A 24,324-nucleotide genomic window follows, 5' to 3' on the forward strand; every position below is an offset into this window, starting at 1 on the left:
TAACCCTAGTGTAGTATCCGTCTATTAAAGAATCAATAAAAACTCTCACTCAAAGCTAATTTGATCTTTCCATTGTTCAATGGTCTTTTCTCCGATTCCTCTTACTTCTAATAACTGTTCAAAAGAAGTGAACGGACCATTCTCTTCGCGATAGGAAATAATGCTTTGAGCTTTCGCAGGACCCACTCCGTTTAACGTTTGGAGCACTGTTTCATCCGCAGAGTTAATGTTAATTAGTGTGGTTTTTTCGTCCGCTGGCTTACTTGATGCGGATGCAAGATTCAATTCAAACTTTTCACCTTTCTCAGCAACATATACGATCATCTCATCAGTTATTTTTAACGCTTGGTTAACAGAATGAACTTCAGCTCCATCTGTAAAGCCCCCTGCCATCCGTATGGCATGTAACACGCGGTCTCCTTCTTTCAACTCGTAAACTCCTGGACGCGTTACACTTCCTTGTACATCAACCATAATTTCATTCTTTTCTTCGTTGATATCCTTACTATTACGCTTAGGCTTATCGGTGGGAATCGGCGTTTTCGGTTCTATTTGTTTAGGTATTTGTGAGGTAGTAGGCATATTTGGTTCACTTTGAAAATAATTCATTAGAGATACAATAATTACAAGGATCAAAAATATGCCACCGCCAATGAACCAGCTCATATGCTGCTTATACTTTTCCATAAATTCACCTTCTTAAATAGGCTTGAACTTGCAAAAAACATATTTGATAAACAACGTGCATAAATTTGAACGTAGAGGAAGGAGGTTCAGATATGAAGGTTGGAATTATCGGAACCGGAAATATGGGAAGCGTTCTTGCTTCTTCTTTTATCGAATCTTCAGCCATTCAGCCATCAAGGCTCATGGTCACTAACCGTACATTGTCAAAAGCGGAGAGGCTGCAGAATGCCTATCCGAAAATGAAGGTTGGGAATAATCCTGAAGAGGTTTTTCGTTTCGCTGAGATTGTGTTCATATGTGTGAAACCACACGAGTTTTATTCGTTGCTTTCTAGCAATAAAAATTCTATCTCTAAACATCAACTGCTCGTTTCTATTACGAGTCCTATTTCCTGTGAACAGTTGGAAGATCTGCTAGATTGCAATATTGCAAGAGCTATCCCGAGCATAAATAACCGGGCACTAGCCGGATCATCTCTTGTATCGTTCGGCAAAAGGTGTCACCCTGATTACAAAGAGAAGCTGTTATCTTTGATGAGCTATATTTCTACACCACTCGTTATCGATGAAAACATCACGAGAATCTCTTCTGATATTGCAAGTTGCGGTCCTGCATTTATCGGTTATGTTCTGCAATGCTTTATTAATTCAGCAGTCGATCAGACCGATATCACAAAAGCACAGGCAACCCAACTCGCAAGCGATATGATCATCGGAATGGGAAAACTACTTGAAAAAGATATCTATACATTACCAACACTCATTCAGAAGGTATGTGTAAAGGGTGGTATCACAGGAGAGGGTATTAAGATTCTGAGTAATGAGGTAGATGAAGTATTCGACCATGTCATAAAGCGTACACATGAAAAATATCATGAAGAATGCGACAAAGTAAGTCAACAGTTTGAAGTGAAAGAAGAACTTAAGTAATTTCTATCGTCATTATAAAACATCTAAAAAAAGAAAGCCGGGATCTAAATCCCGGCTTTCTATAGTTCATCGAACCCGTTTTCATCAGAAACTTTCGTGTATTGTCTCGATTTCTGCTCAAAAAAATCACTTTTTCCTGAATTCACATCAGAATATGCCTTTATCCAAGGAAGTGGATTCTTATTGTGATTTGGGTATAGCTTGTTAAAGCCTAATTCGTTCAATCGTTTATTAGCCATGAATTTAATATAAGCTTCTAGATCAGATTCATGGATGCCCTCAAATGAATTTCCTATTATATATTTACTCCATTTGATCTCGAGCTCCGCGGCTCGCTGAAACGTGTTTTTCGCAAACCTCTCTAGCTCTTCATCTCTTAAATGTGGATCATCTTCAATTACAGCCTTGAAAATTTGAGTAAACAGATACACATGCAGCTGCTCATCTCGATTAATATAGTTGATCATCGTTGAGGTTGAGACCATCTTTTGATTTCTGGCTAAATTATAGAAGAAGCTGAAACCAGAATAAAAATTCAACCCTTCAAGAATCACGTCGTAAATAATAGATTTCAAAAAGGATTGAGGGGTAGGATTTTGAAGAAATTCCTGATACCCTTCTACAATGAAATCATTCCTCTCTCTTAGCACCTCATCCGTTTTCCAGTATTCGAATATTTCATCCTGCTTGGACTTCGGTACCAAGGAAGACAACACGTACGAGTACGACTGATTATGAACGACTTCTTGAAACGATAGAGTGGCCATGAGCGCAGCAAGACTTGAATCTGTTAAATACGCTGCAACCTTGCTCGAATAATCTGTTTGAACACTATCTAAGAACGCCAATAAACCAATAATCTTATTAAAAGTATCTTGTTCTTTTTCACTCAAGTTAACATATTGCTTGCTGTCACTCGACATGTTGATCTCAAATGGCGTCCAAAAATTAGCCAACATGTTTTTATATAAAGGATAAGCCCACTTATATCTCACATCGTCCCAGTTTAATATATTTGAACTCTTACCGTTGATTATTCCTGTAGATCGGTTAGGAGCTTCCACATCATAGATTTTTCTCTCTTTGAGTTGTTCAACCTCTTTAACTTTCACAGCTTTCACACCCTTCTAACTCAATCGACGTAGATCGGGTATAATAGGTAGTCTTCAAGCCTTTTTTAAAGCTAAGCATATGAAGGTGTAACAATTCTTTTGCTTTAATATTGTGATTGACATAGAGATTAAACGAAATGGACTGATCCACGTGTCTTTGTCTTGCTGCGTTCTGTTCAATACTCCATGTTTGATCGATTAAGAACGCAGATTTATAGAACCAAGTTGTGTCTGCATTTAAGTCAGGTGCCGTTACAGGTATTTTGTAATTCTTTTTTTCTTCAGAATAGAATTTTTTAAATATTGGATCCACACTCGGTGTCGAATTTGCGATGATCGACGTAGATGAATTCGGTGCAACCGCAATAAGGTATCCATTCCTTAGACCGTGCATATTGACTCTTTCTTTTAAACTCTTCCACTCTTCAGAGAAATAGTTACGCTTCGAAAAGTAGTTTCCGGTCTCCCAATCTGAACCTGAAAATGCCGGATATCTTCCCTTTTCTTTCGCAAGCTCACAACTAGCATTGATTACATGATAATTAATCATTTCATAAAGGTTATCAGCATACGAAACCGCTTCTTCACTTTCCCACTTGATTCCCTCTTTCGCTAAAAGGTGGTGCCATCCAAACGTACCTACACCTACCGCACGATATTTCTTGTTCGTAAGTTCTGCTTGAGGTACATCAATGCGATTTAGATCAATAACGTTATCGAGCATTCGGATCTGGATATCGATAACTCTTTTAAGTACATGATCACTGATTACTTTTGCCAGTGAAAGAGAGGATAGGTTACAAACAACAAAATCTCCTGGTGTTTTTCTGATAACGATCTCTCCGTTTTCTGCTTCCTCTGACGTGACAACTGTTGCAGACATATTTTGCATGATCTCTGTGCACAGGTTAGAAGCATAGACCATCCCTTTGTGAGAATTAGGATTTAACCGGTTTACAGTATCTCGATAAAACATGAACGGTGTTCCCGTTTCAAGTTGCGACTTCATGATCCGTTTCATAATCTCAATAGCAGGAACACACTTTTTTGAAAGTCTCTCATCTTCTACACAATCTCTATATCTCTCTCTAAAGCTTCCTGATCCAACCGTTTCATCATAGAAATCTTCTAACGAATAGCCTTTAATTTTTCTTACTTCATGAGGATCGAACAGATACCAATCCTCGCGTTTTTCCACGAGTTCCATGAAAAGATCTGGCAGACACACACCAGTAAATAGGTCATGTGTTCTCATTCGTTCATCACCATTGTTTAACTTTGCATCTAAAAACTCCAAGATGTCTTTATGCCAAATATCCAGGTAGACTGCTATCGCTCCTTGCCTCTGTCCTAGCTGATCTACAGAAACGGCCGTGTTATTCAATTGCTTCATCCACGGTATTACACCTGATGAGTTTCCTTTGAATCCTTTAATGTCGGAACCTCTAGCCCTAATCTTACCGAGATAGATACCAAGTCCGCCGCCACCTTTGGAAACAGTTGCTGCATCTGTATTAGAATCAAAGATCCCTCTTAAACTATCGTCGATCGTATCAATAAAACAAGAACTAAGCTGACCATAACTCTTGCCCGCATTCGCTAAAGTAGGAGTGGCAACCGTCATATAAAGGTTCGAGAGCGCCCAGTATGCTTCTTCGACTAATTGAAGTCTATTCGTTGGATTCTCGTCTCTCATTAAAAACAATGCGATCATCATCCAACGCTCTTGTGGCAATTCATAGATTTCATGATTGAATCCTTTTGCCAAATATCTATCAGCGAGCGTTTTAAGTCCGATGTATGTAAAAAGCTTATCTCTAGATGGATCGATCATATGTTCAGCTTTCTTCAAATCTTCCTTTGAGTATGCTGATAGAATGGTATCATCATAGATATTCATACTTACTAACTTTGTAACCAATCCATAGAAGTTTGTATATGGCAGATTTTCTGTCTCCATTCGATTAATCATCACTTCTTCATATAATTGCCTCAAATAGATCTCTGAAGCTACAAACGTCCACTGTGGGTTCTCTGCATTTAGTCCATTTAATGCCTCCATGATCAACTGTCTATAAAGTGAGCTGGGTTCTTGTGTATGACTTTCCAATTTCTCGGCATTTCTTAAAAAGTTTTCAGCTTGTATGTTCGGGAAATTTTTGACACAACTCCTCAACCACTCCCCGAGTAAAGAGTTTTCAGTTGTCATTTTCATAGTTAATACACTCCTTAGTCATAATAAAAACCCTCTTCCATTAGGAAGAGGGTGAAAGAATCACGTGTTTTTTGCCAGACGAACGTCCGTATAAAATAGCCGCAGTTCTTTCTCCCAATCCCCGAGGAAAAGAAAATAGGAGTCTTCAGGCAGGTCTACTGGCTTTTGCTTCTCCCTACTTTGGGCCTTCCCATACAGCAGTCATTATAAATAACTAATCTGTACAGTGGCTATTCCATTTCGTCCACAATTACAGTTGCGGGGACAGCTTCGGCATTGCACCGAATTCCCTTTTAAGCCGGATAATCCGGCACCTGAATTCTCCATATATAGGTTTGTACTATATACTTTGACACTAAATATAGTGAATGTCAATAAATTATCTATCGTTTATTGTGCGACATATCCACCGTCGATCACAATCGCTTGCCCTGTAACACCTTTCGCATTTTCACTTGAAAGAAAGAGTGTATAATCTGCAATTTCCTGAACATCTAACAATCTTTTTTGTGGAACTAGAGGATAGATAACTTCTTCCAAAACTTTTTCTAACTCTACGTTCCTCGTTTTAGCCAGATCTTCTAATTGCCCTCTTACAAGAGGTGTGTCAACATATCCCGGACAAACCGCATTTACCGTTATTCCATAAGGTGCACCTTCTAAGGCAGCCACCTTCGTTAGACCAATAACTCCATGCTTCGCACTGTTGTATGCAGATTTCCCCGCAAAACCTACAAGCCCATTAATGGACGCCATGTTGATGATGCGTCCGAATCCTTGTTGCTTCATGATAGGAAATACATGTTTCGTTGCAATAAATGGAGCCGTAAGCATTACACTGATCAATTGCTGGAATTTCTCAGTCGGGAATTCTTCAAGTGGAGATACATACTGCAATCCTGCATTATTGACGAGGACATCAATGCGTCCGAAATATTTCAGTGTTTCGTTCAACGCTTTTATTATATCTTCTTCCTCGGTCACATTACAGCCAAGTCCGATTGCTTCAAGACCATCTTGAGCTAACAGTTGTGCAGATTCCTTTGCCTTCTCATCATTCAAATCACTGATCACAACTTTTGCACCTTGTTCAGCAAAAGCCTTTGCTAACTGCAAACCGATTCCACTGGCTGCTCCCGTAATAAAAACAACTTTCCCCTCAACAAACGCTCTCATGGAATAATTACTCCTTTTTAGAAAAATGGTTTAAACAATACCAAATCCATAATACAAACCAATAATTACAAACACGGCGACCGTTTTAATGATCGTCATCGCAAAAATATCGATATACGCTTGTTTATGAGTCAAACCTGTAACGGCTAACAGAGTAATAACAGCACCGTTGTGAGGGAGTGTATCCATTCCACCACTCGCCATTGAAGCAACACGGTGAAGCACTTCTGTATCAATTCCTAGTTTATCTGCTTGTGCGATATACGTTTCACTCATGGTTGCGAGTGCTATACTCATCCCGCCAGACGCCGATCCAGTAATACCTGCTAACGTTGTAGTCGTAACCGCTTCATTGATCAACGGGTCTTTAATCGTATTTGACATTGCAGAGTTTACTGCAGTAAAGCCAGGAAGTGCTGCAATTACACCACCAAATCCATACTCTGATGCTGTATTTAATGTTGCAAGTAACGCTCCGCCTATGGATAGATTAATTCCTTTATTGAAATTGTTTTTAATTCTTTTGAAAGAGAACAACAGAACGGTAACGATTCCAATGATCAAGGCTCCTTCAACTGCCCATACAGCAGCAAGTGACGGGATCTGAATTTCGGGCACGTTCTTCATGCCAATAGCAGAAAAATCAAAGGTCTTACCGTAATACTGAGGAATTAGGACGGTGAACCATTTATTGAAAACTCCTACTAAAATAAGCGGAAGTATCGCTATAAAAGCATTTGGTAAATTTTCAGAATCCAGCTTTTCAGGCTCATTCGTATGACCTGTTCCGTATCCTTCACCTTTTGCCGCCGCTTGTCTACGTCTCCACTCAAGGTAGATCATACCCAAGATGAAAACAAACATTCCTCCGATAAACCCGAGCCATGGTGCAGCCCATGTTGTTGTTCCGAAGAAAGATGTGGGAATTATATTTTGAATCTGAGGACTCCCTGGAAAAGCATCCATCGTAAACGTAAAAGCACCTAACGCAATCGTACCCGGTATGAGTCTTTTAGGAATATCAGCAAGTTTAAAAAGTTCAGATGCAAACGGGTAGAGTGCAAAAGCAACAACAAATAATGACACCCCGCCATAAGTCAAAATTGCCCCAACAAGTACGATCGCAAGCATCGCTCTAGCAGGTCCGATCAGTTTGATGACAAACTGCGTGATTGATTTTGCAAAGCCTGACATTTCGATAACTTTTCCGAATATCGCTCCTAGTAAGAAGACCGGGAAATATAGTTTAATGAAGCCTACCATCTTCTCCATAAATACTCCAGAGAAGAAAGGCAATACGTGACCAGGTTCAGTAAGCAATACAGCAAACAATGCGGCGATAGGCGCGAATAAAATAACGCTGAATCCTCTGTAAGCTACGAACATTAAAAAGAATAAAGCTAATAAAATAATAATAATGTCCATTTTCAAGTTCCCCCATTCTATCAATTTAACATTTTTGAAGCGCTTTCATTTTTTTAGCATCATCACCTTTCCATACCAATTACACCTGTATTTCATTTGCAAGTTTCATGCCAACTTTAATAACGCTAGGCTGTTTCGTAACCTTTGTTCTTTTTTGTTAGTAGTTGATTTCCGTTTTAGATGCTCACTTTCCGACTTCCACTTTAAGGACTTCCTGTCCTAACCAAGAGTCTCGCAGCTTATATTTCAATCAACAGTCAAGAAGAAAATACTAAAGATTAAAAATCAAAATACCTAGAGTGAAACTAGTTGCACCAATTATACCTTTCCGGAAAAACGGAACAAAAAAACAAAAATACTTCCGCTTTTTAATGATAAAAATAAAAATAAAACAAAGTGTTATTGGTAAGTCCGACTTTAATTAACAAAATGAAGCATTCCGAAAAATCGGAAGTTGATTCCGGTTTTTCGGAAAAGCTGAGCTGATTAACGAATGTTATATTTTTTGATCTTATCATACAGGTTCGTTTTTCCGATTCCTAGATGTTTGGCAACACGCATAATATCCCCATCCATCGTCTCCAAGTAGTAAGAAATCACATTTTTTTCAGTTTCTTGAACGTGTTCTTTAAGGGTCCTCTGTTTTTTATTAATCCCGAGTTTTTCTTTTAAAAAATCAGGAAAGACATCTAACGATAATCTGTCACTATGTGTAAGCTGGATGGCTGCTTCTACAAAATTCTTAAGTTCTCTCGCATTACCCGGCCAGCTGTAAGCTAAGAATGCTTCTTTAACATCATCATCGATACTAAGGATTCTTTTACCTGTTTCAGCACAGTTCAATCGGATAAAATTTTCTGCGAGAGGCCATATATCTTCTTTCCTCTCACGAAGTGGCGGGATTTGAATTTGGAGAACATTTATACGATAGAACAAATCTTCGCGAAACTTATTTTCATTGATTAAGCTTTCTAAAGGACGGTTTGTAGCCGCAATCACTCGAACATTTACTTTTTGAGTATATACTGAACCTACTGGCTCTACTTCCTTTTCTTGAAGAACACGCAGCAATTTTATTTGCATACTTTGAGGAAGATCCCCAATTTCGTCCAAGAACAATGTGCCACCGTCTGCAAGCTGAAACTTACCTAATTTACCGCCCTTTTTAGCTCCAGTAAATGCTCCTTCAGAATAACCGAACAGTTCTGATTCAAACAAGTGCTCAGGAACCGCTCCACAATTTAATTTGATAAAGGGCTTTCCACTTCTTTCACTCAATTGATGAATGCTATGAGCCAGTAACTCTTTTCCTGTTCCGCTCTCCCCGCGAATCAACACCGATAGATCTCCACTGGCAATATTTTTCACATGCTTCTTTACTTTTTGGACTTCTCTTGATGTCCCTGCAAAATCATTCAATGTATAGGAAGCACCATTAATTTCTTCCCACTCTTTTTTGTAAAAACTGAGTTCGTGAAGAAGGGCTTTTATGTGAGAGTTCATCTTTTTCCATTGCTCTGTATCTCTAAATATGACTGTACCAACAGCTCCTATCACTTTTCCTTCGTTTAGGATAGGAATGCGGTTTGCGATCATGTAGTTGCCTCTAATGAACTGAAGGTCTGCAATCTCAACTTTTCCTTGTAATACGTCTTTGTGCATTTTTGTATTTTCAATTACCTTTGTAACATGCTTTCCTATTACTTCTTTAGGATTTTCGCCAAGAAACTCGCAGTACGTTTTATTCATGTATCTGACGATTCCTTCGTGATCAACAACGACTATCCACTCGTAGGCACTATCGATGATCGTTTCTAGAATATTGTTCTTGAACAATGGATCTTGATCAAACATGTATATCACACCTAATTCTATAGAAAAGTATTAAATCTTAAGTGTAATTGTAACGCTTCCTAATCAAAAAGACAGCACATAGGCTGCCTTCTCATCATTTTATTTTTTTCTCGCAACAAATAAGATTCGTTCACTTTCTTCGGTAGGTTCTATTCCTTTAAAATCTGCGGAGACATTTAGATGTTCAAAACCACATTCTCTTAACCAATTGCAATAGTCCTCGACGGAAAATGTTCTTTGTGTATGCAGTTCATCATATCTTTCGTATCGTTCTCCATTCTGCATAAAGAAGGACAGGTCGTGTTCTACACTATTTTCAAGCTCACCTTGATAGCATTGCCATATGTAAGAAAGCTTTTCATCGTTACTTCCAAATGTTTGTCCAATAAAAATTTCATTGATCTTATGTAAGGAATGCACATCGAAAAGAAGAAGTCCTCCTGTTTTCAGGTGGTTACCTGCTGAAAGAAATGTGCGTTTCACATCTTTTTCTGTCAGAATATAATTCAGTGAGTCACATAATATCGTGACACAATCATAAATACCCAGTCCTTCTAACTCTCGCATATCTTGCTGAAAAAGCGACAGGTTAACTTTTTCTAATTCAGCTTTCTCTTTTGCAACCATCAACATGTCTGAAGAAAGATCAACCCCGGTTACTTCAAACCCTTCTTTTGCGAGTAGAACCGTCATCGATCCCGTACCACAACCTACATCTAAAAACCGCTTCCCGTCTTCCAAATGGTTCGAAGCTGATGTTTTAACAAAGTTAAGCCATTCATCGTATGGAGCGTCCTCCATCAATTCATCGTATAGATAGGCAAATCGCTGATAACTCATCTATATGTTTTGTTGTGGGGCAATAATAGCATCTACGTCAATCTTGTTCGCGTCTCCCCATAATTTCTCAAGGTTATAATAACTGCGGTCATCACGATGAAATACATGAACAACAATATTTGCTAGATCGATTAAAACCCATCTTGCATGGTCATAGCCTTCCATCCGGCGAATTTGAATTTCATTCTCTAGGGCAACATCTTTCAGTTCCCTCGCAATCGCTTGAACCTGTTTCTCAGAATTACCATGACAGATAACAAAGTAATCTGCTACAAGCGAGATTCCTTCCATGTCTAACACAGCAATGTTTTCTGCTCTTTTATCATCAGCGGTCTTCACGACCAATTCCATAAGCTCTTTTACGTTCATCCAGTGCACTCCTTCTCTTTTTTTAATTTAATCTCTTGAAGCAATCCGTTATACGCTTCAAACGTGAGTGGATAGATTTTTTGATTCTGCTTCATTAAAAAAGTTATCGTGTTTTTAACGGCCATCAAACAAGCTTCATCAAGATCATGCTCTGCCATCTCTCTAACACTCTCCACACCAGGAAACTGACGGTTCGGCTCGATGTAATCTGCTAAAAATATCACTTTTTCAAGCCTAGTCATTGCTCCGTGACCCGTTGTATGGTAATAGATAGCACTTAAAACGTCTCTGTCTGTTACTCCAACTTCCTTTTCAACTAAAAACGCTCCAACTGGTGCATGCAACACTTCGTTTCCATAGAGCAACAAGTCTTGGGAAAGTCCTTCGCTTCGTACAATATCTCTCATTTCATCTTTTGGCCGAAATTTAGCATAATCATGAAAAATTGCTGCTGTTTCTGCTTTTTTTAAATCCACTCCATATTTCTGTGCTAGGGCAAGACTTGTTTCTTCCACTCCTAACGTATGGATAAAGCGGTGCTCTGTAAGCTGTTTTTTCACAATTTCCAGTGCTTTAGTTCGTTCCATAAAGGCGCTTCTCCTTTATATGATTCCAGACCTCATCAGAGACATAGTAACGAATATTCTGACCTGAGCGTGATCGATTACGGATAAACGATGACGAGATCTCGATAATAGGTACTTCTACATGTCTTACCTGATACCTCTCCCAATGTTGGTCCACGTCATAACCTCTACGACCGACACCTGCAAAATCAATAAGGTTCTTTAACTCATCAATTTTATGCCAATTGCTTAAGGAATGAACCATATCTCCACCCATAATAAAAGTAAATGTAGCTTGTGGATATTTTTCCTTTAGAAGTCTTATCGTATCAATAGTATATGAAGGTCCACTTCTCTCAAATTCAAGTAAAGAAAGGGAAAAATGCTCATTGTTACCAATCGCTTTTCGAACCATTTCTATGCGCTCCTCATCGGAGACTTCAATGTCTTTCTCTTTATGAGGAGGTAAAGAGGAAGGCATCCACCACACTTCATCTAGATTCAATTGAGTGAATGCTTCTTGTGCAATAAGCAGATGTCCATTATGTGGTGGATTAAACGTACCTCCAAAAAGCCCTATATGTTTATTCATTACAATGTCATTCCTTATGGGAGTTGGATGCGTTTTTGATTGATAGATTCTTTGTAAAGTACGATTGTGCTTCCGATCACTTGTACTAACTCTGCTTTTGAACCAGAAGAAAGCTGTGACGCTACCGTATCTTTATCATCTTCACAGTTTTGAAGCACGCTAACTTTTATTAGTTCTCTTGCTTCAAGTGCTTCGTCAACCTGTTTGACTAAATTTGAATTTACTCCACCTTTTCCAACCTGGAAAATTGGTTGAATGTGGTGTGCCTTTGATCGTAAAAAACGTTTTTGTTTACCTGTAAGCATAGTTACCTCCTAAGTTGTTCCAAAACGACTTGTTTCATTTTATTTGTATCTGGAAAAGTGCCCGTCCACTTTTCAAATGCCATAGCTCCTTGCATAACGAGCATAGATACACCATTATCCGTTGCGGCGCCTCTTTCCTGTGCATCTTTAAGCCATCTTGTGGCTAGCGGATTATATACGATATCACTTACCACTACGCCTTTCTTTAAAAAGTTAAGTTTCAGTGGAATAGATTCAGTATGTGGATGCATACCCGCGTTGGTCGTGTTGATTACTATATCAAAAAGAGCAAGATCTTCTTCAGCTTTTTGTAAAGACAAGCCATTAATCCGTTCATCGTTCAAGTCTTTTAACAAAGAATGAAGACGTCCTTCTGAACGATTCGCTATCGCCATATAGTTAGGTGCTTCCTTACTTAGTGCATAAGCGATAGATCGTGCAGCTCCGCCAGCTCCAATCAAAAGTACGTTTAACTCCGACAATGGCTTTTGGATCATTTCTTTTAAACCTAATAAGAATCCCTTACCGTCTGTGTTATACCCAATCAGTTTTCCATCTTTATTCACGACTGTGTTAACAGCGCCTATGTCTTTTGCTTCTTCATCAACCTCGTCTAATAGCGGAAGAATGGCTACTTTATGAGGAATCGTAATGTTACATCCTGCATAGTTGCTTTCTTTTAGGAATTTAACGAATTTCTCCAATTCATCTGAAGGTACACGTTTTTTTTCATAGGTTCCCGAAATGCCCGATTCTTGGAATGCCGCCGCTTGCATGATAGGTGATAAGGAATGATCGATTGGATCTCCGATGACAAGTGCTTTAATCATGATGAAAATCTCTCCTTAGATTAAGGATTTTCGAACCGTTACTGCTACACCCTCTGGTGCATAAAAAGCGACCTTCGCACCTGCTTCTGGGAAGGTTACCCAGCCTAGTCCAGATATCACAATATCTGTTTTGCTTTCCTTTACAACAAATTCATAGCGTTTTAGCTTCGGAAAGTTCTCCGTATCTTCAGGTGGAGCTAACATGTCACCAAGATGTTTCTCATATAGTTCGTCCGCTTTGTCGGTCTTCGTTCGATGGATGTTCAAATGGTTTGAAAAATGGCATACAAATGACTGTTTGCCGCCTTTTATATAATCCATTCTTCCGAGTCCGCCAAAATACAGAGTCTGCAACTCATTCAACTGAAACACCATAGGTTTGATTTCTTTTTTAGGCATGATGATGTTCAATTCTTTTTTAGATACAAAATGCGCCATCTGGTGGTGATTAATGATTCCAGGCGTGTCGTACATGTGACTTCTTCCATCAAGTGGAATATCAATAAGATCTAGTGTTGTTCCTGGAAAATGAGACGTTGTGATCAAGTCAGCGGCTTCCTCGCCAAATTGTTTGATCAAACGGTTTATAAAAGTAGATTTTCCTGTATTCGTACAGCCTACAACATATACATCTTTTCCTTGGCGATAATGATCGATAGATTCTGCCAATTCCTCAATACCATAACCTTTGTCAGCAGAGATCAATTTGACATCAATCGGCTTTAAGCCTAACTCTTTAGCTTCCTTCTTCATCCAATGTATAACCTTGTTCGGATTCACTGATTTTGGAAGCAGATCGAGCTTGTTACCGACAAGAAGTATCGGATTGTTTCCTGCATAACGATGAAGTCCCGGTAACCAGCTTCCATTAAAATCAAAAATATCAACGATCTTAACAACTAGTGCATCTTCATCTCCAATACTTGAGACGATTTTACGGTAATCATCATCTGTCAAACTTACGTCATGAATTTCGTTATAGTGTTTTAAACGAAAACAGCGCTGGCAAATAGGCAGCTCTTTCGTCAGTGCGGAAAGAGGTGCGTATCCAAGCGCTTCTTTGTCTTCTGTTTGTATGGTAACTCCACAACCCACACATTTAATTTGTTCCAAACCTATTCCTCCCAATGCAGCATGCCTTTTCTTTTCATCCAAGACAATATGATGCGTTCGATCTTTCTGTTAAACCTTGTCCAAGTACCGTCACTGCTTGCCACTGGTACTACGAGTATAGTATGCAAACCTAATCGATTCCCACCAAGTACGTCAGTAAGGAGTTGATCTCCAATAACAACAACTTGTTCATTTTTAAGCTTCATATCTTTTAGAGCACGCTTGAAAGCTTTGGTCATTGGTTTTCTTGCACTGTAGATAAACGGAATACCCACAGGGTCTGAAAAGCTCTTTACTCTATGCTGTGTATTGTTTGAAACAATTGTGATCAAAATACCTTTTTCTTTAATAGAAGTAAACCACTCGATTAATTCTGGAGTAGCTTCAGGTCTGTCCCATTCCACAAGCGTATTATCCAAGTCCGTGATAATACCTTTTACTCCTCGTTCAACTAACATTTCCGGTGTGATGTCCAATATATTTTGAACATGTTGATCCGGCAAAAAATGTTTTAACATTCTAGCACCTCTTCACGTTTCCTTTTCAACGTATCTATTTTACCAGTAATGAAAGGAAGTACAAACGATTTTTCTACAATAACTGTCATTATATATATTTTTATAGAGCTTTCAATCAAGTTTTTCGGCTAAATAAAATATTTAAGCAAGATAATTTTTATTCGATGATAAAAACATTCGCTATTTGAAATAAATAAAAAGTTTTCGACAAATTGTTCCCCTACCCGAAGTGTGGATAATCTTATTCACATTATTTACCTAAGTATCCGCTATCTTTCTTAAAGATGTTAACATTTTACCCACAACTTATCCACCAAACACTGTGGATAAACGAACGGTTGTTCCTTTTTACAATACATGGTAAGCTTCAAAGTACATAAAGCAAGTACATAAATCATGAACTTATCATCATATTCACACAAATATGAATGTAGAATACTTTTCACCATTTTTTATTAAAAGCAGGAGGTGACCATGCCGCTATTAAAGGGCTATATTATGGAAAAACTTTCAGACGACCTGTTGATTGAATCTTATTTAAAAGCTAGAGAACTGAAACTTAGTAATGACTTTATTTTACTCATAAAGAAAGAGATTGACAGAAGATCTCTTCATGCTAGATTACAGCAAGTTTTAATGTAGAGCGTAAATATACGCTCTATTTTTTTGTGGCCAACTCTCTTTCAACTTTACGATATTCTTCTGGATCGAATGTTATTTCAATTGGAATTTTCCACTTTTCTTCCCAGGCTAGCTTATACTTTTTACTTAATAAGTCTGCCTTTTTATAATGATAAGATTTCATCTGTATCGCAACTACGTATTTTTCTTCTTCTTTTACAACCACTGCACGTTTAATAAATTTATTTTTCTTAATTTCACGTTTCATTTCTTCAGCAAGTGAAGATGCTGTTGAAACCCCGGCTTCAGAAATACTAATATGCTTTCTATAGTATTCTCTTGGTTGAAACTCTGGGCTCGTCTCATCTTTTTTGTAAATAGAATCATTAAAACAGCCAGTTAGTTGAAACAAAATCAATAGTATTCCGTATGTATGTAGTAGTCTCATTTTCAATCACCTCTCAAATAGGTTAGGTATTTTTTGGGAAGGATATTCAAGAGTTGCAAAATCAATCTGATTACACAGTTTCTATCTGGTAAAGTATTTGCTAAAGAGGAAAGGTTTTGCTTACAATGTAATGGACTATGACGATTATTTTGGGTTTTAAGGAGGTTTACCGGTACTCATGTTGCACATCTACATACTCTTACCTTTTTTAGCAGCATTATTAATTGGACTTGCCGCTAAGAAAGTAGACCGGATACATACTGGTTGGTTTGTGCTGCCTGTTCCAGCAGTGCTTTTTATCCTGTTCATTTCAAAACTGCCTATATTGGCAGAAGGGAAAATCGTACAAAGCATCGCGAATTGGATTCCATCTCTCGATATCCAATTAAGTTTTTATTTAGATGGACTTAGCATGCTTTTTTCACTTTTAATAACAGGAATCGGATCACTAGTCGTTCTTTATTCGATCTTTTATTTATCGAAAAAAGAACAGCTCGTGCATTTCTATGTTTATTTACTATTATTTATGGGTTCGATGCTTGGTGTCGTACTATCTGACAATGTATTCGTACTCTATACGTTTTGGGAGTTCACGAGTATCTCATCCTTTCTATTGATTGGATTTTGGTTCTATCGTGAACGGTCCACATATGGTGCACAAAAATCAATGCTCGTAACGGTTTTTGGTGGTCTGGCAATGCTAGGTGCTCTCATACTCCTATCCATCACAGCCGAAACGAACAGCATTCGAGAAATGATTGCTAATCGTTCTGAAATCATTGAGAGTGACTTGTTCATACCTATATTACTATTGTTACTGATTGGAGCTTTTACAAAATCGGCACAGTTTCCTTTTCACAGCTGGCTACCTGATGCGATGGAAGCACCAACTCCAGTTAGTGCATACCTTCACTCTGCAACGATGGTTAAAGCAGGTATCTATCTTGTAGCGAGGTTCTCTCTCATCTTTAGTGGGACGGATGTATTTTTCATCATCGTTTCTGGAGTGGGTCTGATCACACTCTGTTTAGGATCGATCCTCGCGTCTCGCCAGACTGATTTAAAAGGTATACTAGCTTATTCAACGATCAGCCAGCTTGGTATGATCATGACGATGCTCGGCTTTGGTACTGGTATTGCTACACTCGCAGCGATCTTCCACATCTTTAACCACGCTACCTTTAAAGGCAGCTTGTTTATGATAGCGGGTATTGTTGACCATGAGACAGGTACGAGGGATATCAGAAGACTTGGTGGACTTTATACCTTTATGCCGATCTCAGCTACTCTAGCATTCTTTGGAGCATTCTCAATGGCTGGCGTTCCGCTTCCGATCTTCAATGGATTTTTAAGTAAAGAAATGTTCTTTGATTCTTCATTAAAATTAGAACAAACGAGCGGCTTTGCCGGAACGTTTGCAGAGTGGATTCCATTGCTAGCCGTAATCGGAAGTATCTTTACATTCGTCTATTCTATGTATTTAGTTTTTGGGACATTTACAGGTAAAGCCAAGTTAGATCAACTGGAGAAAAAACCTCACGAAGCGCCAATTGGTATGCTGATTTCTCCGATTATCCTTATTGGATTTGTCGTTTTGATCGGGTTATTGCCAAACTTGATCAATGAATCGTTACTTGCACCGGCGGTTGCTTCAGTAACAGGAGATTTCGCACAAATTCATCTTAAATTTTGGCACGGTTTAAACGGACCGCTTTACATGTCTCTAATTGTAGTTGCAGTTGGAACTATTCTCGCTCTAACGCTAAAAAGATGGCAACCTATCTATAATAGAGTACCTGGAAAGTTTTCAACCGATCGCGTATATCAGACTATCGTAAACGGTCTATTGAGTTTCTCGAGTAAATTCACGAAGTTTTATATGACTGGTTCCTTACGACTGTATACATCCATCATTCTTGTATTCTTGGTTGTATCTACTTCAATCTTTATATATGTTACAGATGGATTTAAGATAGCGTTTGATGACTTAGCACCTGTTACGTGGCCTGAGGTGTTAGTCGGTTTCGTTATGGCTGTTGCTGCCATTGCAACGATCTGGATGACACAAAGAATAGCGGCAATTATTGTAATCGGAGTTGTGGGTTATGGTCTTTCATTATTGTTTGTTTTCTTCCGAGCACCAGATCTCGCTTTAACACAGCTTATCGTTGAGACCATAACGGTTGCTCTCTTCTTGCTATGCTTTGCGCATCTTCCAAAGTTGAAGAAATCGGACAAAAAATCTTCTGAAAAGCTTGTTGATTTTGTTATAGCAGCTTCAACGGGAGCACTCTTAACTGTTGTAGCGATCTCTTCTCATAGCTCTAAATATTTTGAGAGCATTTCAAAATATTTTGTAGATAACTCTTATAAGCTTGGCGGTGGAGACAATATCGTCAACGTTATCCTTGTTGACTTCCGTGGCTTGGATACTTTATTTGAAATAGCAGTACTTGGTCTAGCTGCTTTAGGCATTTATGCCATGATAAAATACCGGGATAAAGGAGACATGAACCACTAATGGAAATTCTTATGTCTATACTTGCCGGAACGTTATTTGCAGCCGGCGTTTATCTTATTCTTCAGAAACAGTTATTAAAAATTGTACTTGGTACGGCGCTTTTGTCACATGGAGCTCACTTGTTTATCTTAACGATGGGAAAACTAAACCGTGGAAAACCTCCTATTTTAATAGAGGGGATCAAGGACTATACGGATCCTCTTCCTCAAGCGCTAATACTGACATCTATTGTTATTAGTTTTGGGGTTACGAGCTTTTTACTTGTACTAGCTTATCGAACCTATCAAAGCAATAAGACAGATATGATGGATCAGCTAAGGGGAACAGATGATGAGTAATTTAGTATTCTTGCCAATATTTATACCTTTGTTTTTCGGAGCTTTGCTTGTTTTCTTCAATAAGAAACAAAAGGCAACGGTTAACATTTCATTTCTAGTGGTCTTGTTAAGTTTCGGTGTATCGATCTTCTTAAGTTATCATGTATTCTCGAACGGACCCTTAATCTTGGAAACTGGGGGTTGGAAAGCCCCATACGGAATCATCCTTGTAGCTGACAAGCTGTCCGTCATCATGATACTCGCTGTGAATGTGATCGCTCTAACTGCCGCGATCTTTGCACTATCTTCTGTTACGGAGAAAATGGTAGAGCACTATTTTTACCCTTTGTTCTTCTTACTGATCGCAGGGGTGAGTGGTGCATTCTTAACAGGAGATCTGTTCAACCTGTTCGTGTTTTTTGAAGTGTTGTTAATGGCATCCTATGGACTGATCATCATCGGTGGTTCTAAGCACCAATTTCGGGAATCTGTAAAGTACATCTTACTAAATTTGTTTTCGTCCATTCTATTCGTTACAACGGTAGCGTTTCTCTACTCAGTCACAGGAACAGTAAATATGGCACAACTAGGGGAACGTGTTGCCCAAGTTGAACAGCAAGGTATCTTAACAGGAATAGGGATTCTGCTATTTATCGTTTTTGCAACAAAAGGTGCTCTATTTCCATTGTACTTTTGGCTTCCTAAATCGTATATCGTGCCATCACCTATCGTTTCTGCCCTTTTTGGTGCGCTGTTAACTAAAGTTGGTGTGTACTCTATGCTAAGAGTCTTTACACTCATTTTTTCTCATAAACTTGAGCTCACACACACCTTTTTCATATGGATAGCCACTCTAACCATGATCATCGGAGTCATTGGTGCTCTTTCAACATCTAATGTGAAATTGATTATTGCATACAATATCATGCCAGCGATCGGCTTTATGCTTCTTGGTATAGGAACTTTCTCAGCAGAATCACTTGCAGGTACGATCTACTATCTTGTTCATGATATGGCAATTAAAGCCGCTTTATTTTTCCTTGCCGGCCTACTTGTTTGGCATGCTGGAACTTCTAACCTAAAAAAGATGGGCGGATATATAAAAACCGCACCGCTTATGGGTTGGATGTTCTTTATCGCATCTCTCATATTAGCTGGAATCCCGCCTTTTAGTGGCTTTATCGGAAAATACCTCCTTTTAAGAGGTGCGATGGATGAAGGACATTATATTGCAGCTGGGGTCGGATTACTATCGAGTCTGTTAATTTTATTTTCTGTGATCCGCATCTTTATCGGTGCATTCTGGGGTGAGCTTAAAGAAGAGCCAAAACAGTCTGTGAGAACTTCTGGTTTAGCAGCATCTGCTGTATTGATCGCGATTTCTATCTTGCTAGGTGTTGGAGCAGAATGGTTCTATCCTTATGTTCAGGCAGCAGCAGACAGTCTGATCGATCCGCAAATCTATATCGATTATGTATTAAAGGAGTAATTCCATGACATTTCAACTTATTCTAAATTTGCTGATCGGCGTTATTTGGATGTTTTTATCTGAGAGCTACTCTTTCGCAAGTTTTATAGTTGGATTTGTGATTGGAGCGGCACTTCTCTACTTGCTGAATCGTTTCATTCCTGATTCGTACTATTTTAAACATGTGAGAGCGATTCTTTATCTCGTCTTTTTATTCATAAGAGAACTTCTTCTTGCTAATATCGAAGTTCTAAAATGGGTTTATAAACCCAAGCTTGATTTTCAGCCAGGTATACTCGCACTTCCGATTGACGTAAAAAAAAATTGGGAGATCACCTTACTTGCTAATTTGATTACCTTAACTCCTGGAACGCTGTCTGTAGATGTCTCTCGAGACCAACGATATATTTATATCCATGCGCTCGATCTTCCAGATGTTAATGAAACCATCGTTAGCATTAAGGAATCATTTGAAAAAGCAATAAGGGAGGTAACTCGATGACAGATTGGTTCAGTATTGTTGTACATGTTTGTTTATTCGTCACGACCATCTCGATTCTACTTCTTCTCTATCGAGCGGTCAAGGGGCCTTCAAATCCAGATCGCGTAGTAGCACTCGACACGATCGGCATTAACTTGATCGCGATCACTGGTATTATGGCCATAATATTAGACACTGTTCAGTTGAACGATATTATCTTGCTGATCGGCATATTGACGTTTATTGCAACTGTCGCTGTTGCAAAATTTTTAGAAAAGGGTGTTATCATTGATCAAGATCGTGATTAGCTTCTTCCTCATCGCTGGCACCTTTTTTATTTTCTCAGGAACACTCGGTGTACTACGTTTTCCTGACGTTTATTCAAGGCTCCATGCTGCAAGTAAAGCCTCAACATTAGGAGTATCCGGAATTTTAATCGGGTCCTTTATCTATGTGTTGTCTGAAATGCATGTGTTCAGCGGTAAATTGATACTCGGTATCCTGTTTGTTCTGATGACTGCTCCAGTAGCCGGGCATATGATCTCAAGAGCAGCATACAGAACAGGAGTACCACTCTCTGAAAAAACGGTATTCAATGAACTTGAAAAGAAAGATAGCTCCAATACTCCTTAAATTATAACTACTATTAATCACTTACTCGTTGTCATATAATGATTAGAATGGGTATATAATTTTAAGCAACGAACAAGGATACGTTTATTTATCAAAGAATACTTGTTTATCTCTTTGAAAGATGCACACTTATTGCGTTCTAGCCGGTTACCCGTTTGAGGAGTGATTGTATGTTCATGCTCGAAAGAGAGCGTATTGATTCAACGTTTAAGAAAGTGAAGGGTCAGACCGCTAACTTCTTAACTTTGATCAATTTATCACTAGGAACTTTAGCTTTATTATTTATGATCTCAGGAGATTTAAAGTTAGGATTCATCTTAATCTTCTTAGCCGGTCTTTTTGATCGTTTTGATGGAATGGTAGCTCGAAAGTTAAATATTGAGTCCGAGTTCGGAAAACAATTAGACTCTCTTTGCGACTTGATCTCATTTGGGATCGCACCTGCATTTTTAATCTATCAAGTCGTACTTCATCAGTTTGGTGTTCCTGGCATGATTTTCACCATTATCTTTATTGTTTGTGGTGCGGTTCGGCTGGCTCGATTTAACATTACAGAGTTTACCGGTTCTTTTGTAGGCGTGCCGATCACTCTAGCTGGGTGTTTGATGGCTGCAGGTTATCTGACGGTTGATCTGGTACCAGGATTTCTATATATGTTCCTGACCTTTGGATTATCTGTACTTATGATTAGTACCATTACGATTGAAAAGAGATGAATTAGGTCATTAAAAAAGAGCTTGGCATGTTGTTGCCAAGCTTTTTTTGTGTGCATTCGATCGTTCGAATTAATACCCGCCAATTGTATAAACCTTTTACAATTTTAGAACTTTGTTAACTAATGCTAGAAATTTCAGTGATAATGAAAAACGGCAATTCCTCTTAAAGGAACCGCCTTTTCTATGTTTATTCTTCTGTTAATGCCAAAAACTCTTCTACATCGGCTGCAGCAAGCTCAATACCTTTTAACCAGAAGTCTTGCTTTGTTACATCTATGCCAAGATGTTTTTGTGCGAGCTCTTCCACTTCCATCTTTCCTGTATCTTGCAGAAGGGCGATATATTTTTCTTCGAATGAAGGACCTTCCTCTTTCGCTTTTGCATAGATTCCCGCAGAGAACAGATAACCGAATGTATACGGGAAGTTATAGAATGGTACGTCCGTAATATAGAAATGAAGCTTAGACGCCCAGAAATAAGGATGATACTCATCGAGTGCACCGTTAAACGCTTCTTTTTGAGCTTCTTCCATCAGCTCACATAGGCGTTCTACTGATAGTTGACCTGCTTTTCTTTCTTCGTACATTCTTGTTTCAAACAGAAAACGAGCATGAATGTTCATGAAAAATGCTACGGAACGTTGAGCTTTATCTTCTAAAAGAGCAATTTTCTCTTCTTTCGTTTTTGCGTTCGAAACTGCTGCATCAGCAACGATCATCTCAGCGAAAGTCGAAGCTGTTTCAGCTACGTTCATCGCATAATTCGTTGCATAATAAGGCATCTCTTTTAAAACATCCGTATGAAAGGCATGACCAAGCTCATGTGCTAACGTTGAAACATTGCTTGGTGTTCCAGAGAACGTCATAAAGATCCTTGTTTCTTTCTTTGTTGGAAACCCGGTACAAAATCCTCCTGGTCTTTTTCCAGAACGATCTTCAGCTTCGATCCAGCCGTCTAGGAATGCCTTTTCAGAGAAATCAGCCATTTTAGGCGCGAGTGTACGGAAATGCTCTACGATAAATTGAGCGGCTTCGTCATAGCTCATCTTACTGTTTGCAGAAGATAACGGTGCATCAACATCGTACCAGCTTAATTTTTCTAGACCTAGGAGCTTCGCTTTTCGATCTAAGTATTTTACAAAGATTTCTTTTTGAGAAGTGATCGCCTTCCACATCGCTGAAAGTGTCTCTTCTTTCATACGATTGATCGCGAGGGGCTCTTTTAATGTTTCTTCCCAGCCTCTGTGCTTGTAGATCTCGTTTCTAAATCCTGCGATGTGATTTAGTGACGCCGCACAGAACTCACCTTCATGATCCCAAGCTTGAACGAATTTTTCGAACGTATCTTTTCTCACATTACGGTCAGGACTTGAAAATTTATTCTCCGCTTGCCCTACAGAGAGTTCTTCTTCATTTCCATCAATCTCAACTTTGATAGAGATCCTGCCTACCACAAGATCGTATAAAGTTGACCAAGCATGATAGCCGTCTACAGCTAGATCATTGATCAATGATTCTTCTGAGATACCAAGCTTCTCTTTTGCATTCGTTCTTCTCTCATTTAAAGAGAACGCGATATGTTCGTACTCAGGAAGACTCATCAAATCTTTCCATGCATCTTCAGAAATATCCATTAGCTTTTGATCGATAACTGAACCGACGTTAGAGAATGCTGCATATACCGATTCTAATCGTCCCCGAAGAGCCATCGCCTTTTTGTCTTTAACATCTTGAGCGATCAAACAGCCAATGAAAGCTCCTGCAGTTGATAATCTTTCAGAAAAGCTTTGTAGCTCTTTGATCAAAGATAAGAAATTTTCGTTTGAAAACGTGAAAGAATCCGCTTTTTTTGCTAATTCTTTCGCTTCGTTCTCCGTCCAATTTATTTCAGCTAATAGTTCTTTCGATTCACTACCACCAGGAAAAACGGAATCAAGTTCCCATGTTTGTCTTAAATCTTGTAATAACATTATTTCTCCCCCATATGTACATATTTCCACTCTTTTCTTATTATAAAAAATATTCAAACAAAAATCGACTATGAAGTTTATTTTTTTGATTTATTTTTTTACATTACAAAAGTAGGGTCATAATGATTCTAAGAACAAAAAAAAGAAGGTCTCCTCAGCAAGGAGAACTCCCATACAAATTATTCAGCGATTGAAACATAGACAAAATAGGCCAGCATCACTACGAATGATCCATATAGTACAGCATCTTGCATAAGAACCCCTCCTGGTTTTTTACCTATTCTATTCCCTGTTTTGTATATCTAAACACCAAGTTATCGTACTTGTTTTCCTAAATTCGCTTTTGCCTGCGAAATGAGTTCTTTCACCATTCTTCCGCCGATCTGTCCGCCAACTTTTCCAGCGTCTTTTGAAGTGATCGTACCGTTATATCCTTTTTGTAAGTTAACACCCATGTCTCTGGCTACTTCATATTTCACATCATCTGGTGACTGATCTGATACGTTATAACCCGCTTCCCTCATTACTTTTGCTTTTAACCGATCGAGCCCTTCTCTAGCTTCTGGGACGATGGGTTGACGCTTTCTTCTTGCCATATATAAAAACTCCTTTTTTCTTT

The 24,324-nt window shown here is 38.7% G+C and carries 26 protein-coding genes and 1 riboswitch; of the genes, 9 read left to right on the forward strand and 17 right to left on the reverse strand.

The window, feature by feature from the left end; genetic code table 11:
- Positions 1–45: 45 nt before the first annotated feature.
- Complete coding sequence (locus HU823_RS05135; RefSeq protein ID WP_197221316.1) at positions 46–687, reverse strand: ComEA family DNA-binding protein; 642 nt, start codon at positions 685–687, stop codon at positions 46–48.
- 92 nt (positions 688–779) lie between these two features.
- Between HU823_RS05135 and comER the strand changes: the two genes are divergently transcribed.
- Complete coding sequence (comER, locus tag HU823_RS05140) at positions 780–1,616, forward strand: late competence protein ComER (protein ID WP_137788823.1); 837 nt, start codon at positions 780–782, stop codon at positions 1,614–1,616.
- Between the two features lie 59 nt (positions 1,617–1,675).
- Here comER and HU823_RS05145 read toward each other — a convergent pair whose 3' ends face one another.
- The 13 genes from HU823_RS05145 to HU823_RS05205 form a co-directional block, all read right to left on the reverse strand.
- Entirely contained in the window at positions 1,676–2,728 is a 1,053-nt protein-coding gene (locus tag HU823_RS05145; RefSeq protein ID WP_144698956.1) for a ribonucleotide-diphosphate reductase subunit beta, read from the reverse strand.
- Entirely contained in the window at positions 2,718–4,943 is a 2,226-nt protein-coding gene (locus HU823_RS05150; RefSeq protein WP_144698954.1) for a ribonucleoside-diphosphate reductase subunit alpha, read from the reverse strand. Before HU823_RS05150 ends, HU823_RS05145 begins: the two co-directional genes overlap by 11 nt.
- Positions 4,944–5,074: 131 nt before the next feature.
- A riboswitch (cobalamin riboswitch) is annotated at positions 5,075–5,276 on the reverse strand.
- A gap of 57 nt (positions 5,277–5,333) precedes the next feature.
- On the reverse strand, positions 5,334–6,119 hold the full coding sequence (locus tag HU823_RS05155; protein ID WP_197221317.1) for a 3-hydroxybutyrate dehydrogenase: 786 nt from the start codon (positions 6,117–6,119) through the stop codon (positions 5,334–5,336).
- 30 nt (positions 6,120–6,149) lie between these two features.
- Entirely contained in the window at positions 6,150–7,544 is a 1,395-nt protein-coding gene (locus tag HU823_RS05160) for a GntP family permease (protein ID WP_144698950.1), read from the reverse strand.
- Positions 7,545–8,030: 486 nt separating this feature from the next.
- Positions 8,031–9,398 carry a sigma-54 interaction domain-containing protein gene (locus tag HU823_RS05165; protein WP_197221318.1) on the reverse strand — a complete coding sequence of 456 codons (1,368 nt, stop codon included), beginning with the start codon at positions 9,396–9,398 and terminating at the stop codon, positions 8,031–8,033.
- A gap of 99 nt (positions 9,399–9,497) precedes the next feature.
- Positions 9,498–10,238 (reverse strand): class I SAM-dependent DNA methyltransferase, encoded by a 741-nt coding sequence (locus HU823_RS05170; RefSeq protein ID WP_197221319.1) that lies wholly within the window; start codon positions 10,236–10,238, stop codon positions 9,498–9,500.
- Positions 10,239–10,607, reverse strand: a complete 369-nt coding sequence (gene rsfS / locus HU823_RS05175; protein WP_144698944.1) for a ribosome silencing factor — start codon at positions 10,605–10,607, stop codon at positions 10,239–10,241. It lies immediately after the preceding gene.
- On the reverse strand, positions 10,604–11,194 hold the full coding sequence (yqeK, locus tag HU823_RS05180) for a bis(5'-nucleosyl)-tetraphosphatase (symmetrical) YqeK (RefSeq protein WP_197221320.1): 591 nt from the start codon (positions 11,192–11,194) through the stop codon (positions 10,604–10,606). The genes rsfS and yqeK overlap by 4 nt, the downstream gene beginning before the upstream one ends.
- Complete coding sequence (locus HU823_RS05185) at positions 11,181–11,765, reverse strand: nicotinate-nucleotide adenylyltransferase (protein WP_197221321.1); 585 nt, start codon at positions 11,763–11,765, stop codon at positions 11,181–11,183. Before HU823_RS05185 ends, yqeK begins: the two co-directional genes overlap by 14 nt.
- Before the next feature lie 14 nt (positions 11,766–11,779).
- Entirely contained in the window at positions 11,780–12,070 is a 291-nt protein-coding gene (yhbY, locus tag HU823_RS05190) for a ribosome assembly RNA-binding protein YhbY (protein WP_144698938.1), read from the reverse strand.
- Between the two features lie 2 nt (positions 12,071–12,072).
- The gene (gene aroE, locus HU823_RS05195; protein WP_197221322.1) at positions 12,073–12,900 is read right to left on the reverse strand and encodes a shikimate dehydrogenase; all 828 of its coding nucleotides are present in this window, start codon (positions 12,898–12,900) and stop codon (positions 12,073–12,075) included.
- A 15-nt stretch (positions 12,901–12,915) separates the two neighbouring features.
- The gene (gene yqeH, locus HU823_RS05200) at positions 12,916–14,019 is read right to left on the reverse strand and encodes a ribosome biogenesis GTPase YqeH (RefSeq protein WP_144703360.1); all 1,104 of its coding nucleotides are present in this window, start codon (positions 14,017–14,019) and stop codon (positions 12,916–12,918) included.
- The gene (locus HU823_RS05205) at positions 14,016–14,531 is read right to left on the reverse strand and encodes a YqeG family HAD IIIA-type phosphatase (RefSeq protein WP_144698934.1); all 516 of its coding nucleotides are present in this window, start codon (positions 14,529–14,531) and stop codon (positions 14,016–14,018) included. Before HU823_RS05205 ends, yqeH begins: the two co-directional genes overlap by 4 nt.
- Before the next feature lie 498 nt (positions 14,532–15,029).
- Here HU823_RS05205 and HU823_RS05210 point away from each other — a divergent pair, with 498 nt between their 5' ends.
- Positions 15,030–15,173, forward strand: a complete 144-nt coding sequence (locus tag HU823_RS05210) for a sporulation histidine kinase inhibitor Sda (RefSeq protein WP_144703357.1) — start codon at positions 15,030–15,032, stop codon at positions 15,171–15,173.
- A 16-nt stretch (positions 15,174–15,189) separates the two neighbouring features.
- On the opposite strand, the gene HU823_RS05215 is transcribed toward HU823_RS05210, so the two are convergent.
- Complete coding sequence (locus HU823_RS05215; RefSeq protein ID WP_197221323.1) at positions 15,190–15,600, reverse strand: hypothetical protein; 411 nt, start codon at positions 15,598–15,600, stop codon at positions 15,190–15,192.
- 178 nt (positions 15,601–15,778) lie between these two features.
- Between HU823_RS05215 and HU823_RS05220 the strand changes: the two genes are divergently transcribed.
- The 7 genes from HU823_RS05220 to pssA all read left to right on the forward strand — a co-directional run bounded on the left by HU823_RS05220 (position 15,779) and on the right by pssA (position 21,736).
- Entirely contained in the window at positions 15,779–18,121 is a 2,343-nt protein-coding gene (locus HU823_RS05220; RefSeq protein WP_197221324.1) for a Na+/H+ antiporter subunit A, read from the forward strand.
- Positions 18,121–18,459, forward strand: coding sequence for a Na(+)/H(+) antiporter subunit C (locus HU823_RS05225; RefSeq protein ID WP_137788810.1), 339 nt, complete (start codon positions 18,121–18,123; stop codon positions 18,457–18,459). The genes HU823_RS05220 and HU823_RS05225 overlap by 1 nt, the downstream gene beginning before the upstream one ends.
- Positions 18,452–19,927, forward strand: coding sequence for a Na+/H+ antiporter subunit D (locus tag HU823_RS05230; RefSeq protein WP_144698930.1), 1,476 nt, complete (start codon positions 18,452–18,454; stop codon positions 19,925–19,927). Before HU823_RS05225 ends, HU823_RS05230 begins: the two co-directional genes overlap by 8 nt.
- Positions 19,928–19,931: 4 nt before the next feature.
- Positions 19,932–20,408, forward strand: coding sequence for a Na+/H+ antiporter subunit E (locus HU823_RS05235; protein ID WP_144698928.1), 477 nt, complete (start codon positions 19,932–19,934; stop codon positions 20,406–20,408).
- Positions 20,405–20,695 carry a Na(+)/H(+) antiporter subunit F1 gene (locus HU823_RS05240; protein WP_197221325.1) on the forward strand — a complete coding sequence of 97 codons (291 nt, stop codon included), beginning with the start codon at positions 20,405–20,407 and terminating at the stop codon, positions 20,693–20,695. The genes HU823_RS05235 and HU823_RS05240 overlap by 4 nt, the downstream gene beginning before the upstream one ends.
- Positions 20,667–21,020: a monovalent cation/H(+) antiporter subunit G gene (gene mnhG / locus HU823_RS05245; RefSeq protein ID WP_313957518.1), complete on the forward strand. Its 354-nt coding sequence runs from the start codon at positions 20,667–20,669 to the stop codon at positions 21,018–21,020. Before HU823_RS05240 ends, mnhG begins: the two co-directional genes overlap by 29 nt.
- Before the next feature lie 170 nt (positions 21,021–21,190).
- Entirely contained in the window at positions 21,191–21,736 is a 546-nt protein-coding gene (gene pssA / locus HU823_RS05250; RefSeq protein ID WP_144698922.1) for a CDP-diacylglycerol--serine O-phosphatidyltransferase, read from the forward strand.
- A gap of 187 nt (positions 21,737–21,923) precedes the next feature.
- Here pssA and HU823_RS05255 read toward each other — a convergent pair whose 3' ends face one another.
- Both HU823_RS05255 and HU823_RS05260 read right to left on the reverse strand, forming a co-directional pair.
- Entirely contained in the window at positions 21,924–23,705 is a 1,782-nt protein-coding gene (locus tag HU823_RS05255) for a M3 family oligoendopeptidase (protein WP_197221326.1), read from the reverse strand.
- Positions 23,706–24,019: 314 nt separating this feature from the next.
- A complete protein-coding gene (locus HU823_RS05260; protein ID WP_144698918.1) occupies positions 24,020–24,301 on the reverse strand; it encodes an alpha/beta-type small acid-soluble spore protein in 282 nt (93 codons plus the stop codon).
- Between the last annotated feature and the right edge of the window lie 23 nt (positions 24,302–24,324).

Origin of the sequence: Fictibacillus sp. 18YEL24 (genome assembly GCF_015903855.1) — a bacterium.
Classification (GTDB): domain Bacteria; phylum Bacillota; class Bacilli; order Bacillales; family Fictibacillaceae; genus Fictibacillus; species Fictibacillus phosphorivorans_C.